Origin of the sequence: Haloarchaeobius sp. HME9146, from assembly GCF_025399835.1 — an archaeon.
GTDB lineage: Archaea > Halobacteriota > Halobacteria > Halobacteriales > Natrialbaceae > Haloarchaeobius.
This window is the reverse complement of record NZ_JAODVR010000001.1, coordinates 2573736-2589645: the sequence shown is the minus strand read 5'-3', so window position 1 is coordinate 2589645 and position 15910 is coordinate 2573736. Positions and strand designations below refer to the sequence as shown.

General features: G+C 63.2%; 14 protein-coding genes. 9 read left to right on the top strand and 5 right to left on the bottom strand.

All coding sequences use genetic code 11. From position 1 onward, the window contains the following. The first annotated feature begins 10 nt into the window (after window positions 1–10). Window positions 11–940 (top strand): DUF368 domain-containing protein, encoded by a 930-nt coding sequence (locus N6C22_RS13395; protein ID WP_261651620.1) that lies wholly within the window; start codon window positions 11–13, stop codon window positions 938–940. 218 nt (window positions 941–1158) lie between these two features. Then, window positions 1159–1296, top strand: coding sequence for a hypothetical protein (locus N6C22_RS13390; protein WP_261651619.1), 138 nt, complete (start codon window positions 1159–1161; stop codon window positions 1294–1296). A 41-nt stretch (window positions 1297–1337) separates the two neighbouring features. Here N6C22_RS13390 and N6C22_RS13385 read toward each other — a convergent pair whose 3' ends face one another. From N6C22_RS13385 to glpA, 4 genes are all read right to left on the bottom strand, one after another. Next, window positions 1338–3377, bottom strand: a complete 2040-nt coding sequence (locus N6C22_RS13385) for a hypothetical protein (protein ID WP_261651618.1) — start codon at window positions 3375–3377, stop codon at window positions 1338–1340. A 304-nt stretch (window positions 3378–3681) separates the two neighbouring features. Beyond that, window positions 3682–4983 carry an anaerobic glycerol-3-phosphate dehydrogenase subunit C gene (locus tag N6C22_RS13380; protein ID WP_261651617.1) on the bottom strand — a complete coding sequence of 434 codons (1302 nt, stop codon included), beginning with the start codon at window positions 4981–4983 and terminating at the stop codon, window positions 3682–3684. After that, a complete protein-coding gene (gene glpB, locus N6C22_RS13375) occupies window positions 4980–6233 on the bottom strand; it encodes a glycerol-3-phosphate dehydrogenase subunit GlpB (RefSeq protein ID WP_261651616.1) in 1254 nt (417 codons plus the stop codon). The genes N6C22_RS13380 and glpB overlap by 4 nt, the downstream gene beginning before the upstream one ends. Continuing rightward, window positions 6230–7897, bottom strand: a complete 1668-nt coding sequence (gene glpA, locus N6C22_RS13370) for an anaerobic glycerol-3-phosphate dehydrogenase subunit GlpA (protein WP_261651615.1) — start codon at window positions 7895–7897, stop codon at window positions 6230–6232. Before glpA ends, glpB begins: the two co-directional genes overlap by 4 nt. Window positions 7898–8131: 234 nt before the next feature. Between glpA and glpK the strand changes: the two genes are divergently transcribed. From glpK to N6C22_RS13350, 4 genes are all read left to right on the top strand, one after another. After that, window positions 8132–9673, top strand: a complete 1542-nt coding sequence (glpK, locus tag N6C22_RS13365) for a glycerol kinase GlpK (protein WP_261651614.1) — start codon at window positions 8132–8134, stop codon at window positions 9671–9673. Between the two features lie 2 nt (window positions 9674–9675). Further along, window positions 9676–10758 carry a hypothetical protein gene (locus tag N6C22_RS13360; protein WP_261651613.1) on the top strand — a complete coding sequence of 361 codons (1083 nt, stop codon included), beginning with the start codon at window positions 9676–9678 and terminating at the stop codon, window positions 10756–10758. Window positions 10759–10838: 80 nt separating this feature from the next. Then, window positions 10839–12017, top strand: coding sequence for a Cdc6/Cdc18 family protein (locus N6C22_RS13355; protein WP_261651612.1), 1179 nt, complete (start codon window positions 10839–10841; stop codon window positions 12015–12017). 67 nt (window positions 12018–12084) lie between these two features. After that, complete coding sequence (locus N6C22_RS13350; protein ID WP_261651611.1) at window positions 12085–12762, top strand: phosphoglycolate phosphatase; 678 nt, start codon at window positions 12085–12087, stop codon at window positions 12760–12762. Window positions 12763–12832: 70 nt separating this feature from the next. Here N6C22_RS13350 and N6C22_RS13345 read toward each other — a convergent pair whose 3' ends face one another. Next, window positions 12833–13033 (bottom strand): hypothetical protein, encoded by a 201-nt coding sequence (locus N6C22_RS13345; RefSeq protein ID WP_261651610.1) that lies wholly within the window; start codon window positions 13031–13033, stop codon window positions 12833–12835. Window positions 13034–13169: 136 nt separating this feature from the next. Between N6C22_RS13345 and N6C22_RS13340 the strand changes: the two genes are divergently transcribed. From N6C22_RS13340 to N6C22_RS13330, 3 genes are all read left to right on the top strand, one after another. Next, complete coding sequence (locus tag N6C22_RS13340) at window positions 13170–14282, top strand: GTP-binding protein (protein ID WP_261651609.1); 1113 nt, start codon at window positions 13170–13172, stop codon at window positions 14280–14282. Between the two features lie 2 nt (window positions 14283–14284). Beyond that, the gene (locus tag N6C22_RS13335) at window positions 14285–14749 is read left to right on the top strand and encodes a TIGR04206 family protein (RefSeq protein ID WP_261651608.1); all 465 of its coding nucleotides are present in this window, start codon (window positions 14285–14287) and stop codon (window positions 14747–14749) included. Window positions 14750–14849: 100 nt separating this feature from the next. Continuing rightward, the gene (locus N6C22_RS13330; protein ID WP_261651607.1) at window positions 14850–15608 is read left to right on the top strand and encodes a VOC family protein; all 759 of its coding nucleotides are present in this window, start codon (window positions 14850–14852) and stop codon (window positions 15606–15608) included. Window positions 15609–15910: the final 302 nt, after the last annotated feature.

The following is a 15910-nucleotide window of genomic DNA, read 5'->3' as shown; positions in this document are numbered from 1 at the left end:
CCTGAGAGCGATGCGTGAGTCATTCGCGGTCTACCTGAAGGGGTTCATGATGGGCGCTGCCGACACCGTCCCCGGTGTCTCTGGCGGCACCATCGCGCTCATCACCGGCATCTACGAACGGCTCATAGAGGCCATCACCGCGTTCGACCCGCGTGACCTCCAACACGTCCTTCGTGTGCACGAGGAGTCGGGTCGGGCCGCCCTCCGCGAGCTCTTCTACCGCGTCGACGCACCGTTTCTGCTCGTCCTCGGCCTCGGTATCGCGACGGCCGTCATCACCCTCTCCCGGGTCCTCCACGCCGCCATCCAGCAGTACCCCGCGCTGGTGGCCGCGTTCTTCTTCGGACTCATCGCGGCCTCTGCGGTCGTCCTCTACCAGGAGGTCGACGTCTCGACACCCCGCCGACTGCTCGTCGGCGCGGCTGGCGTCATCATCGCGGCCGGCGTGACGATGATTCCGTCGAACGCGCTCGGGCACTCGACGCCGGTCGTCTTCGTCTCGGGAGCTATCGCGGTCTCGGCGATGGTCTTGCCGGGCGTCTCTGGGTCGTTCTTCCTCGTCATCCTCCAGCAGTACGAGTACATGACCGGGACGCTGAAACGCTTCGTCGACGGGCTGCTGTCGCTCGCCAGCGGCGGTGACTTCGGCCCCGTCGCCGAGTCGGGCGTGGTGGTCGTCACGTTCTGTACCGGGATGGCGCTCGGCCTGCTCTCGATGTCCCGTATCATCGACTGGGCACTCGACAACTACCGCGAGGCGACGCTGACCTTCCTGGTGAGCCTCATGGTGGGCGGGCTTCGACTCCCGCTCGTGGACATCCTCGACGAGGGCGATCTGAGTTCGGGGGAATCGATGGCTGCCATCGTGGGTATCGCGCTGATCGGTGGCGTGTTGGTCCTCGGGGTCGATTACGTGACCGAGGACTTCGAGTACGCCTGAGCCCGGCTGGTGGAGAGCGAACCAAACATTATCCGAATGTAATTTTTATCGGTGATTTCTAGCGGCAAGCAGAAAATTTTGAGCAGAATATTGGAACGTGCGTCCACAGATTTGGAGAAATTAGCTACATATGTCTTCAAAACACGTAAGAAATATGTATTTTTTATAAGTAAATTTAAGATAGATTAATGTCATTCACTACCAAAGGTGGTGTTGTCATGGAAGAAGACAACGACACCCTGGCGAACTACCTCGCAGAACACCCGCGGATGATCGGCGTGCTGTTTATGATTGGACTCCTGCTCATGCAGGCGGCACCGGTCGCCGCTGGGAACAGTACGAATGTCGGGCCCTGAATCCGTCCTTCATTTGAGTAGCAGAAATAGACACAGATAATCTAGTCCTCGAAGAGGACGACACCGAGCGTCTCGTTCCAGTTAATCTCGCCGCCCATATCAAATGGATAGTTGTTCCAGGTCAAGTAGTCGATTAACTGGCTCTTATTGATGGTCAGTCCTCCGATAGTTCCCGGATGTAAGAAGTGCTTCTTAATATCATCCAAATGTGGCGTGACGGTCGTTCCTATCTGTTGGAATTTCGTAGGGAAGAGCTGGATGGAGAGTTCGTAATCATCGTTCTCGATTTTTTCAATCGAACTTATCATCGGAGCACCTGCATCGGGTTGTACGATGTCGAGGGAACCGTCGCCGACAATAATATACCGCTGTCCGATACTGCCGTGCTTGTGCACTAATTCAACTGTCGCTCGAAGAGGGAAGCCAAGGTTTAGCAGATGCGCTATCGCCTGCCCGACCTCCACAGCATGCTCGTTAACTATATCGCCGAGCGTCGCGACGCCCCCGTACGCGCCTTTTTTTACAAGTGCTTCAGCCTGTTCGAACGAACGACAAGCGTTGAGGAGAAATACATTCAATGACACGGCGTCAAGCTCACGGATATCCAGTTCACCGTCGCTGCAACGTAGTCCATCCGGGGTGGCGTGGCCGATGTAGTGTAAGAGGTCAGACTGACCTTCTTGTAGGATTTCGGCCAGTTTTTGCTTCGAGACGCCGAAGAACGTAGTCACACTGAACGGATGTTCTTCACGGTCACCGTAGACCCGGTCGAGAGTTTCCTGCTCGTCTATCATATTCGGGTCGTTACAAACGACCGTGATATCGATAGAGTCGTTCCTCTCTATCTCGTCAAGCTGGTGTTCGAACGATTCTACTGACGATTTTGATGCTCCGACAGGGACACCGTCACCGAACCACGCGTGCTCGATCGAATCATCGCTTATTATCGGCTCTACCAGATTCAGTAGCTCTTCTTCATCTTCGACACTCCTCTTTTGTGGCTTAACCGCTCTCCTGGGTGACCCGGGTTCAGAAACAGAGCGCTCGAAGGCGCGCTCGTGCGCGCGCGGCTCCCGGATGATCCCGAGTTCGTTCACGATGTGTGGAATCGCTCTCACGTCTTTGGGTCGAGGGGGGAGATACGCGGTGAGACACCATCTTGGGATGTAAGGTTCGATTTCGTCGAAAGATACCTCGAGATAGGAAGGTAGCTGCTCACGCAATGGCCAGTCGTAGATGTTTTTTATGTCGAAGGGAAGAGAAGATTCGACCTCATGGCGCTCGTGTAGGTCGACCTGGTACAATCCTTCTGTCCGAACCACACAATCGAGGAACAAAAACTGTTTCAGTAACTCACTGACCTCGGTCTCAAACCTTCCGTTGGTATCGAACTGGTATTCGAAATGGTCAGTGACGAGTCGAGGACTGCGCCCGGGAACGAGCTCTGCTCCCAAATAGTACGTGAGCGGGGCTGCAGAGAAGAGGTAATCAAGTTGAGGAGGAACGATGAACTCTATCCCCGTTTTTGGGCGTTCGAACTGATCTGGGATGCGTAGTTCGTCTCCAAGTTCGATTCGTGGAGGATAACCTCTGAGAGTGGGATATGACCGTTCGCAGGACATGGTTTTAAGAGAGGAAGAGAGAGTACTGATGGCGGACATTAAATCGGCAGGCTCTCCCGTAGTTGTAATCGAACCGGCCGGTCGTTTGTGGTAGGAGCGTACACCGAACTCGATATCCGTTGGTTCCGAGAATTCGATTTGGAACGTTTCCATCCCTTTCGAGATCGAGGCACCGTCCGAGAAACGCGCGTATATTTTCACCGGAGTAGTGAAATCTAAACTGTAGTATCCGGCTTCAAGTTCTATCGACTCGTGGGTACGTATCGTTTGGTCGTACTCGCCGTCTGAACTTCGGAGATACACCCACGGTGATTGCCGAAGGGACAACCGCTTGGCCCTAATCGTGAATGCCTCGTCGACCGGGTATTTAAATGAGGACGTACTACTCACTTCTGGCACAACATCTCGATCAGTCACTACTCTAACCTGACGCTGCTTCACGTGGTCTTTGATGACCACACCAGTTGGGTCCTCGGTCGTCTGATAGCTTATTTTCATTCTCTCTGGTGATAACGACGGTTGTCTACGCTCCTAGGCGGTGTTCCCACTACATCAGCATGTCACAGCAGGCGGTGACCGTGTGAATCGTGACGCGTCCAAGGGAGGGAGTCGTCGTTGCCCATCGATTCGACACCCGGTCCATCGCCAGCGTCCGGTGATGCGTGCCAGTCGGGTCTATACCTACACGTACAGTTTAGAGCACTTAAATTTCTGGTAGAAAACGATATTCTCTAGACCACAATCCGACCCACGCCTTGCAGACTCAGTCGCCCCCAAGCGCATCCGCGACGACCTCCAGCGTGTGCCGGACGTCGTAGCCGCTCCCGTGTTCCATCTGCATGGCACAGGTCGGACACTCGGTCAGCCCGGTCTCCGCGGGGGCCTCGTCCATGTGGTCGAACATCTCCTCACCGATAGCCATCGAGTTCTCGTAGTTCTCCTCCTTCCAGCCGTAGGTGCCGGAGATGCCGGAGCAGGACTCGCCGACGTCGTGTGCGTCGACGCCGTCGACGTTCCCGAGGACTTCGACGGCCTGCCCGTCGAGACCCTGGTTGCGGGCGTGACAGGGGGCGTGGTAGGCCAGGTCGTCGAACTCCCCGTCGTAGTCCTCGGTAGCACCGAGTTCGCCTTCGAGGTCCTCGAAGGTGCGCAGGTACTCGACGGCGTCGTAGGTGTGTGCCGCGACGCGCTCGGTGTCCTCGAAGTCGAACAGTTCGGGGTACTCCTGGCGGAGCGCCATCGAACAGGAGGTGCACGAGCAGATGACGTCGTAGCCGTCGTCGACGAGGTCGGCGAAGGTCTCGACGTTGAACTTGGCGGCGCGGTGGGCGTCGTCGAGCATCCCGTTGGCGAACATCGGAGTGCCAGAACAGCGCTGTTCCGGGACGGCGACCTCGTAGCCGAAGTGTTCGAAGGTCTCGACGAGCGCTTTTCCGACCTCGGGCGTGTTATAGTTCGCGTAGTCGCCGTGGAAGTACGCGATGCGTTTCTCTTCGCTCTGGACCTGCGCACCACCACGTTTCTCGAACCACTCGCGGAAGGTCTCGGTCGCGAATTCGGGGAAGTCGCGCTCGGCGGTGATGCCGAGCAGTTTCTCGTTGACCGTCTGGATGAGGGAGTTCCCCATCACGAAGTTGGTGAGACGCGGGAACATCGAGCCGAGCTTGCCGAGGCGGCCGTAGTTCGCGAGGATCTTGTTGCGGACGTACTCCCGCGAGAAGGTGTCCAAGTGTTCGTCGACGTACTCGGCGCGGGCCGTGTTGTGCATCTGGCTGAGGGGCACGTCGGCCGGGCACGCGCCGTCACAGCGCATGCAGTTCGAGCACTTCATCACCGACTTGTCGATGTCTGTGTCCTCCTTCTGCTTGAGCCGCCACTGCTCGGGGCCCTGGAACTTCGGACCGGGGAACTCGTCGTCCACCTCGGCGACGGGGCACGAGGTGTCGCAGGTCGAGCATTTGTAGCAGCTGTCCGCGCCGGGGCGGAGGTCGGCCTCGCCCTCGGGGAACACCTGTATCGGTTCGAACTCGTCGTCGCTGTTGGTAGTCGTCTCGTCAGTACTCATAGATTGTCTCCTGCCCGCGTGCCGGCGAGCCAGCCGGTCGCGAGCGAGATGCCGCTGCCTGAGAGTTCCGTCGCGAAGTCCGCCCCGCCGACGACGCTGCCGGCCGCGCGGAGGTTCTCGTAGGCCGCCCTCCCAGATTCGTCGAGCGGGCGGCCGTCGTCGTCGATTCGCACCCCGAACCGGGCGAACGCGTGGTCACCGAAGGCGGCCTCGGCTGACCAGTCGTACCGGTCCTCGGGGTGGGGCACGTGCAGGTCGAACAGGGGTTCGCGCACCGATTCGCGGTCGGTGTCGATACCGCCGCCGACCAGGCCGCCGGTGGCGAGGACGACCTGCTCGGGGTAGTGGGGGATGGCTGCGCCGTTCCTGTCCATCTCCAGCACGTCGATTCTGCCATCCTCGGCCTCGAAGTCGACCATCGGGCAGCCGGTCGTGACGGCCACGCCCGCGTCGAGCAGGGCCGACCGCATTCGGTCGCGCAGGCGCATCCCCGGCAGGCTCGGCGGCCCGGTCGGCACCTCGAACACCGGAACGCCGAGGGCCTTCGACAGGGAGTCGACGACCGGCCCGGGCTTCTCGCCGAGGACTGCCGGGAAGCCGACGCGCTCGGCGTCCGCGTCCTCTAGGTGGGGTTCGACAGCGCGCGCGAGGTCGCCCCGGACACCGCCGTCCTCCTGCAGGAGCTTGGCGATTCTGGTGGGTTTCACGTCGTCGCGGAGGTCGACCGGGAAGGATATCTCGACCCCCGCCACGTCGCCGGGAATCGTCTCGTCCAGCTGGTTCGCGGCGAGTGGGGCGTCGAAGTCCGGGTCCGACTCGAAGCTCACGAGGAGGGTGGCGCGCCCATCGCCCGCGAGGCCGGCTTCCATGCTCGTCGGGTACCGGAACGTGGGTTTGACCGTTCCCTGCGTGGTCGGCACGAGGACGTTCCGGTCGTCTTCTCCCTCCGCTTCTGCGTAGGCGTCGCCGGTCACCTCGTCGAAAAGTGCGAAGCCCTCGCGGATGGCCTCCTCGCCGGTGATTCGGTAGGGGTGGTCCTCGGGCAGGTCGTCGATGGCGGAGAAGGGGTCGGCCAGCAGGTCGCCCTCCGGCCCGGCGTATCCGAGACAGTCAGCGAGCCCCGACGCCTGGCGCATCGTGCTCTCCTTCGCGGAGACGAGGCGTACGTCCGCCCCAGTCTTGGCTGCGGCGAGGGCTGCTGTGGAACCTGCGAGCCCACCACCGACGACGAGCACGTCGTCTTCGATCATCGGTCGGCACCCCCGAACTCGCTCCAGTCGATGTCATCGGCCTCGTGTTCGTTCCCGCGGTTCCAGGTGGTCGCGTGCATCGCGTGGTTGAGCATCGCCTGTTCGAGCTGCTCACCCCACAGGGCATGTCGCTCGCCCTTCCAGCGCTCCTGCCAGAGTTCGTCGAGGGCGTCACCGGCTTTCTCGGAATCGTACTCGGGGTGGAGTTCGTTCGCGAGCCGGTGACAGCACATCCCGCCCTGACAGTTGCCCATCGAGGCGCGGGTTCGGATACGCACCGCGTTGAGGTCCGTGCCGGACTGGTCGATGGCGTCCCGCACCTCGGCGCGGGTGACGGCCTCGCACTCGCACAGCACCGGGTTCGGACTGGTCGAGGAGAGCACGTCGTCTGCGCGCGAGCCGAGACGCTCCTTGCTCCGGCGGGCGACCGGGGAGCGCAGCCCGTAGGCGTTCATCCCCTTGTCGAGGCGTTCGGGGTTCTCACTGCCGGGGAGGGGGACCTCGGCGGTCTGGCACGAGGCGTTCACGCCCAATACGTCACAGACGTGGTCGGCCACGTCCTCGGCCATCATGCGGTAGGTGGTGAACTTCCCGCCGACGACGCTGGTGAGTCCATCGAGACCGTCGCGCTCCTCGTGGTCGAGCAGGAAGAAGTCCCGCGTGATGTCGGTCGGGTCCGTCGTGCCGGTGTCCGGCGGTTCGTACAGCGGGCGGACGCCCCAGAACGACCGGACCGTTCTCGCGTCCTGCAGGATGGGGACGAGCTGGGAGAGTTCGTCTATCATCTTGTCGACCTCCCAGCCCTCCTCGGGGTAGTCCTCGGGGTCGGAGACCTCCTCGTCGGTCGTGCCGAGGATGGCCGTGGTCTCGTGGGGAACCACGATGTCGGCGTCGCCCTTGGGCTTGCAGCGGTTGATGACCGTGTCGACCTGCCGGACGTTCATCACGACCATGACCCCCTTGGAGGGGCGGACCTCCACGTCCACGCCGGCCATCTCGCCGATGCGGCCGGCCCACGCCCCGGTGGCATTGACGACGTAGTCGGCGTGGATGTCCTCCTCCTGACCGGGCAGGCCGTGCTCGCGCTTGCCCGGTCCGGATTCGTGTTTCACCCGTGCGCCCGTCACGCGGTCGCCGTCGGTCAACAGGTCGATGACCTTCGCGTGGGTCTCGACGCGCCCGCCGTGCTGTTCGGCGGAGATAGCGTTCGCGACGCAGAGCCGGAACGGGTCGACCGCGCCGTCGGGTACTTCGATGGCCTTGTCGACGTCCTTCGCGAGGTAGGGTTCGACCTCGCGTGCTTCCTCCCGCGAGAGGACCTCGGCGGGGATGCCACAGTCGGCACAGCCCTGCAGCTTCTCCTCGAAGTACTCCTCGGTGTCCTCGGGTCGTTTCACGAACAGGCCACCGGTCATCTCGACGCAGTGACCCGCGATGTCCCGGAGAACGCGGTTCTCCTCGATGCACTCCGTCGCACTCGCCTGGTCGGCGACGGCGTACCGGCCGCCGCTGTGGAGCAGGCCGTGCATCCGGCCCGTCGTCCCGTGGGTCAGGTTACCCTGCTCGACGAGTGTCACGTCGAGCCCACGCATCGCGAGGTCTCGGGCGATACCGGTGCCCGTCGAGCCCCCGCCGATGACCAGAACGTCTGTTCTCGATGCCATCCAGTTATCTCAACTCCGTGGCGTAGCTACTTTATTTTTTATCCTGTGGGGGGAGGCCTTCAGTAACTTCTGGGGTCGTTCCTCGATTACCCGGTGTCTCTCGCCGAATACGGGCGGAAAGTGGAGTTTCTTGTCGAATTGTTGATTGTATTCACAGGGTTTTATCATGATGGACCATACACTTTACCCCCAGTGGCCGACCTTCGATAAAGTAGTCGGCCGCCCGGACCAACCATGGCACGAAACAGCTACGTCGGTGCGATCGACCAGGGAACGACAGGGACGCGCTTCATGGTGTTCGACCACAGCGGACAGGTGGTCGCCAACGCCTACGAGAAGCACGAACAGATCTACCCGGAGCCGGGCTGGGTCGAGCACGACCCCATGGAGATCTGGGAGAACACGAAGGAGGTGGTGACGAGAGCGCTGACCGAGGCCGGTGTCGAGGCCGAGCAGCTCGAGGCGCTCGGCATCACGAACCAGCGCGAGACGACGCTCATCTGGGACCCTGAAACGGGCAAGCCCATCCACAACGCGCTGGTCTGGCAGGACCGCCGGACGACCGACCGCGTCGAGGTCCTCCAGGAGGAAGACAAGGTCGAATGGATCCGCGAGAAGACCGGCCTCGAGGCCGACGCGTACTTCTCGGCGACGAAGGCCGAGTGGCTGCTCGACAATGCAGACCCCATCAAGATGGAACGGTCGCGTCCACAGGACGTCCGCGACCGCGCAGAGGCCGGGGAACTCCGCATGGGGACCATCGACTCGTGGCTCATCTACAAGCTCACGGGCAACCACATCACGGACGTCACGAACGCGTCCCGGACGATGCTGTACAACATCCGGGAGATGGAGTGGGACGACGAACTCCTCGAGGAGTTCGACGTGCCGGCCAGCCTGCTCCCCGAGGTTCGTCCGTCCAGCGACGAGGATACCTACGGCACCACCGACGCCGAGGGCTTCCTTGGTGCGGAGGTCCCCGTCGCCGGTGCGCTGGGTGACCAGCAGGCCGCCCTGTTCGGGCAGACCTGTTTCGACGAAGGTGACGCGAAGAACACCTACGGAACGGGGTCGTTCTTCCTGATGAACACCGGCGAAGAAGCTGTCACGTCCGACCACGGTCTGCTCACGACCATCGGATTCCAGCGCTCTGGCGAGCCCGTCCAGTACGCGCTCGAAGGCTCCATCTTCATCACGGGAGCCGCCATCGAGTGGCTGGAGGACGTCGACCTCATCAACGACCCGGCCGAGACCGCAGAGCTCGCCCGCAGCGTCGAATCGACCGACGGCGTCTACGTCGTCCCTGCCTTCACCGGGCTCGGTGCCCCGCACTGGGACGGCCGCGCCCGCGGGACCATCGTCGGCATGACGCGGGGTACCCGCCGCGAGCACATCGTGCGGGCGACCCTCGAGTCCATCGCGTACCAGACCCGCGACGTCGCGGAGGCGATGGAGGCCGACTCCGGTATCGAGATGAACCGCCTGCGCGTCGACGGTGGGGCCGTCAAGAACAACTTCCTCTGCCAGCTCCAGTCCGACATCATCGACACGGAGATCGCCCGGCCGGAGGTCGACGAGACGACCGCCCTCGGTTCGGCGTACGCGGCTGGCCTCGCCGTGGGCTACTGGGACACCATCGACGAGCTGCGCGACAACTGGCAGGTCGACCGCCAGTTCAGCCCGGACGCCGACGAGGCGGAGATGGACCGCAAGTTCGGCCGCTGGCACGACGCCGTCGAGCGCTCACTCGACTGGGCCCAGGACGGAGGTGACTAGGTATGGGAGTTCAGGCTGTCGCCGACGCACTTGCACAACCTGAACTCTGGATTGCCGCATTCGCTGGCGGCGCGTTCGGGGCCGCCCTCGGGGCGCTCCCGGCATTCATCTTCACCGGGTTCATGGTGCTCATCGGCGAGTCCGCCAACATCCTCAAGGCGGAACTCGCCGGTGCGGGACTCATCGGGGCGGACGCGTTCACCGTCGGTATCACCGGCAGTATCGCGTTCGGCCCCGTCTTCGGGCCACACATCTCCTTCGCCGGCGGGGCAGCCGCGGCCGCCTACGCCGCGCGGAAGGGATACATGGACACCGGGTTCGACTACCACGAAGCGAAGAACATCGCCCACGCGCTCGGTACCAAGCCGGACGTCCTCGTGGTCGGGGGCCTGTTCGGCATTCTGGGCATGATCGTCCGACAGGTCTCGTTCGGCTTCGCGATGCCGTGGGACCCCATCGCCATGGGCGTCGTGCTCTCTGCGGTCTTCCACCGGCTCATCCTGGGGTACTCCATCATCGGGACGGTCCGCGGAAGGAGTATCTTCGACATGGACCCATTCGAGACCGAGGAGATGCGCCAGACCGCCGAGGGCGGTGAGGTCGTCGCCGACGGTGGCGTGGTCCAGAAGGAACGGCTCAAGGTCGAACCGTGGCTCCCCCACCAGTACAAGTGGAGCGGCGTCGCGATGATCGGCCTCACGGTCGGCATCCTCGCGGCCTACGTCGCCGTCACCACGGGGAGCTACTTCCTCGCGTTCGGTATCAGCGCGACGAGCCTGCTGTTCCTGAACTGTGGGGTCGAACAGATTCCGGTCACCCACCACATCTCCCTCCCCGCCAGCACGGCCGCACTCGCGATCGTGCCTGCAGCAGAAGCGGTGCCGATGGTCCCTGCACTCCTCGTCGGTGCTGCCTTCGGCATCAGCGGAGCGCTGACCGGCGAGGTCATCCAGCGCATCTTCTACGCGCACTCGGACACGCACTTCGACCCGCCCGCGGCCGCCATCGTGGTCAACACGTTCTTCATCGCCGTGCTCGCGATGGCCGGTGTCCTGCCCCAGGCCGGGTGGGTCCCGCTGCCGTGATCGGCTACTGCCAGCAGGCTTTTATTTAGCGCCGGCATACCACCGTCCCGATTTCGATACGGTCGCCCGCGATACACACTATGGACCTCAAGACACGAATACGCCGCCGCCAGCGAAACGGTGCAGACGCGCCGGTAGTCCTGGATTACGACGCGATCAGCCCGGACGTTCACGTCGAGGAGCCCACCGGCCGCGGGCCGGTGCTCGAACGGTTGCTCGACTACTTCAACCCCGTATTCGACCAGCGCCTGCCCCCGAACGCCTACGTCTGGGGACCGCCGGGTGCGGGTAAGTCTGCGGTGCTGACCAGCCTCTGCTCGCACCTCGACAGACTGGTCTCTCACGGCGGCTCTGCCATCCACACGACCACCCGCGCACAGAGTGGCACCGCGCCAGCGTTCGTCTACGTCGACGCTCGGCGTGCGAACAACGAGCTCGGCCTCTATCACGCGGTCATCGACGGTCTACTCGAGGAATCGGTCCCGAAGCAGGGTGTCGGCAGCGACGACCTCCGCGACCGGCTGGTCGCACACCTCGAGAAACCGACCTGCGATGCGGTCATCACGGTCGACCACGTCGAAGAGGCGGACACGGTCTCGCTGGAACTGCTCGACGAGTGCTTCGACCCCGTCTCCGAATCGCTCTCGTGGGTGGCCGTCGGACGCGACGACCCGGACAGCTTCGACGACGCGGTCCGGCCGCCGGAACGCATCGAGATTCCGGCCTACGAGCGCCACACCCTGGTCGACGTGTTGACGGCGCGTGCGTCCGACGGACTCGCGCGACAGGTGATCGAACACGAGCAGGTCCGCCGGCTCGCGGACTGGGCGCAAGGCGACGCCCACGATGCACTCGCTGGCCTGTTCGGTGCCGCTGACGTGGCGAGCGAGGCAGGCCACGACCGTATCCGGGAGCGTGACCTTGAGACGGGGATGGATGCTGTGCCCCGGCCATCGGTGTCGCTCGGTCGCGTCTTGACCCTCCCGGCGAACCGCCAGCTGGTCCTCCGGAAACTCGTCGACCTCGATGAGGAGTCGGCAAAGTCCGTCGGGGCGGCCACGGAGGCTATCGCCGCCTCGCCCGACGTGGACCTGTCGGCTGCGACCGTCAAGCGGTTCCTCTACGAACTCGCCGAGGCTGGCATCACCGAGCGCGTGACCAGCGAGCACGCCGCCGGGGCTGGCCGGCCCCCGAGCCGGCTCGAACCGCGGTTCCCGACGCTCGTCTTCCGGCGGCTGTACGACCTGCGGGCGGACTGATTCTGCCATAGTGACTCCTCGCACCGGAGAGCGTGAACGATTTACTTCGCCTGCCCCGAGGACAGGTATGACCGACCTCCCCCCGCTCGTCCTCGACATCGACGGGACGCTCACGCGACCCGACCACGGCGTCGACCCGCGCGTGTTCGACCCCATCCGTGACTGGCCCGCTCCTGTCGTCATCGCCACCGGGAAAGCGTTCCCCTACCCGGTCGCGCTCTGCCAGTTCATCGGCATCGAAGAGCGCGTCATCGCGGAGAACGGCGGTATCGGCTTCGTCGACGACGAGGTGCTGGTCCACGGTGACGGTGAATCAGCGACCGCCGCGGTCCGGGCGTTCACCGAGAACGGCGGCGACCTCGGCTGGGGGCGCTCCGACCTCGTGAACCGCTGGCGCGAGACCGAGGTCGCGCTCCGGCGCGACGCCGACGAGGAGCTCCTCCGGCGCATCGCGACCGACCACGGCGTCGAGGTCGTCGACACCGGCTACGCCTACCACGTCAAACAGGGCGACATGTCCAAGGGCCGGCTGCTGGAAGAAGTCGCCCCCCGTCTCGGCTACGACCCCGCTGACTTCGTCGCGATCGGGGACTCGGAGAACGACGTGTCCACCTTCGAACGCGTCGGCCGAAGCTACGCGACCGCGAACGCGGACGACGCCGCGAAAGCAGCTGCTGACGTTGTTCTCGAGGGTGCACACGCGACGGGGACGCTCGCTGCACTCGCCGAGCTTCGAGAGTCGTAGCGACCTCGCGGTCGTCGTGACAGTGTCGCGCGAAAAACGGGGAGTAGTAGAGAGGCGATACGAACCGGGTTCAGGGCATCGAAACGCCGCGACGGGCGAGGAACTTGCTCGCCCGTTTTATCTCGACCGGACTGCCGACGAGGCGGTAGTACCCACCCTCCTCGAGGATGGTGAGCATGAACTCCTCGTCCAGGTCCTGTCGCACCTCTGTCAGGGCGTCGTCGGGAACCACGATCTGGGTGCTATCTCGGAGCTGCGACGGGTCTGGCATTCCTCGTATCGGCCGTCACGGCCGTTAGATATTAATGCACCGAAGTATCTTACCGCTGGCAATGGGGGGGCCACAGGGGGTGGGCGACGAAGCGAGTGGACAGGTTTTTCGGTACCGACGGCGGACCTAGCACCAAATGGGGCTGAAAGAGGAGATCGAGGCGATCGAGGAGGAGATATCCAACACGCCCTACAACAAGTCGACGGAGGCCCACATCGGCCGGCTGAAGTCGAAGCTCGCACAGAAGAAAGAGAAGCTGGAGAAACAGCAGTCGGGCAGCGGCGGCGGCCAGGGCTACGCCGTCGAGAAGCACGGTGACGCCTCGGTCGCGCTCGTCGGGTTCCCGAGTGTCGGGAAGTCGACGCTCATCAACGCGATGACGAACGCCGACTCCGAGACCGGCGAGTACGAGTTCACCACGCTCACGGTTAACCCCGGGATGGCCGACATCAAGGGTGCGAATATCCAGCTTCTGGACGTGCCAGGGCTCATCGAAGGTGCCGCCGAAGGTCGTGGTGGCGGGAAAGAGGTGCTCTCTGTCGTCCGGAGCGCCGACCTCCTCGTGTTCGTCCTCTCCGTATTCGAGATAGAGCAGTACGACCGCCTGCGCGAGGAGCTGTACAAGAACAAGGTCCGTATCGACCAGACCCCACCCCGGGTGACCATCCGCAAGAAGATCAAAGACGGCATCAAGGTCACCTCCACGGTCGACCAGCCGATGGACGACGACACGATCAAACAGGTCCTGCGCGAACACGGCTACGTCAACGCGGACATCAATCTCGGCGAGGAACTCGACATCGACCGGCTCATCGACGGCATCATGGACAACCGCGTGTACACACCGTCCATCGTCGCCGTCAACAAAGCCGACCTCATCGACCCCGAGTACAAGGAACACGTCGACGAGGAACTCAGAAAGCGCGACCTCAACCCGGACAAGGCGACGTTCATCTCCGCACAGGAGGAGAAGGGCCTCGATGCCCTCAAAGAACGTATCTGGGACCACCTCGGCCTCATCCGCGTCTACATGGACAAACCCGGCCGCGGCATCGACTGGGAGGAACCCCTGGTCGTCCCCGAAGGGTCGACCATCGGCGAATCCCTGCCCAAGCTCGGCGGCGACATCGAGAAGCGATTCCGCTTCGCGCGCATCCGCGGACCGAGTGCGAAACACGACGGGCAGCAGGTCGGTGAAGACCACGTCCTCCAGGACGAGGACATCCTGAAGCTCATCCTCCGCAAGTGAGCGTGGGAGCCACTGCAGACACCCGCGCGGCCCTGCGCCGAATCGGTGCCATCCTCCTCGTCGTCCTCACCCCGTGGACTGCAGTCCTCGCGAACGGCGAGTTCACGCTGGTGTTCCCCTGGGCGCTGGTCGATCCGGAACCACTCCATGTGACGTTCCTCCACGACTACCTCTTTCGTTTCACCGGCGGATTCGCCAGTCTGCCACCGTTCCTGCAGGCCTGGCCACTGGCCACGCTCGCCCTCGGTGCAGCGCTCGCGGCAGCACTGGTCGCGGCGGCGACCGGTCACGAGGACCCGCGCCTGACCGGTGGCCTGCTCGCGCTCTCTGGCATCACCAGTTTCCGGCTCGCCTTCGGGTTCCTTGCGCGCCCGAACCAGACCGCGATTCCGGTCGGCGGTCTTGTCGCCATCGTCCTCGCGTGGTGGGTGTACTGGCCGCTGGTTCGACGCGAAGCTTACAAATAATTCATCGCGCACGCGAGGATTCGCAGCCAGTCCTCGTCTTCCACCCACGCAGACTTCCCGTTCCGGTATCCCTATCAGGCTTCTCGGCATATCGCCGGCCATGTCAGCGACACTCGACCACACGATGCTGCGAGTCGAAGACCTGGAGGCCTCGCTCGAATGGTACCAGACACACCTGGACTACGAGGAGAAGGGTCGCTGGGAGGCCGACACCTTCACCAACGTCTACCTCGGCCCCGAGGACATGCACGACGAGGGTGCGATGCTCGAACTCACCTACAACCACGACGACCGCACGTACGAGATGGGCGACGCGTGGGGCCACATCGCGGTCCGCGTCGAGGACGTGTACGACGCCTACGACGAACTCATGACCCAGGGCGTCGAGGGCTACCGCGACCCCGACTCCTGTGGCGGCTCCTACGCCTTCGTGAAGGACCCCGACGGCCACGAGGTCGAGATCGTCGAACGTGACCACGGCGCGAAGTGGAGCCTCGACCACACCATGGTCCGCGTCGAGGACGCCGACGCGGCCATCGGCTGGTGGACCCGCAAGCTCGACTACGACCTCGTCCGGCGCTCCGAACTCGACACGTTCGCGCTCTACTTCATGAAGCCCGAGGACGCCCCCGAGGAAGCGATGTCGATGGAGCTGACCTACAACTACGACGGTCGCTCCTACGACCAGGGCGACTCCTGGGGCCACGTCTGCGTGCGCGTCGACGACCTGGACGACGCCTGGGACGACCTCGTCTTGCGCGACGCCGACGACTACCGCGACCCCGCGAGCTGTGACGACATGTACGCGTTCACCCGGACCAACGACGGCCACGAGGTCGAACTCCTCGAACGCGAGTGATAACTCGACACCGAGTCAATCGGCCGATAACGGCCGTATACTGCCGTTCTCTCCGCCATCTGTGAGGCCGAACCCCGGATTACTTTAAGTACTTTGTGCTGGCGGCTACGATTTCATCGCGTCACCGGAAAACCTCCAGAATACGGGGTAGTGGGGGTGTGAGACGTGTTCGCACCACTGGTGCTTCACCACAAAGCATTTATAACAATGGTCCGTGCCTTTCTGTTGTACCCCTACCCATGGTGACAGTACCGAGTACACCTGGTCGCCCCCCACAGGCATCAGGCGTGAAAGGTAATGTC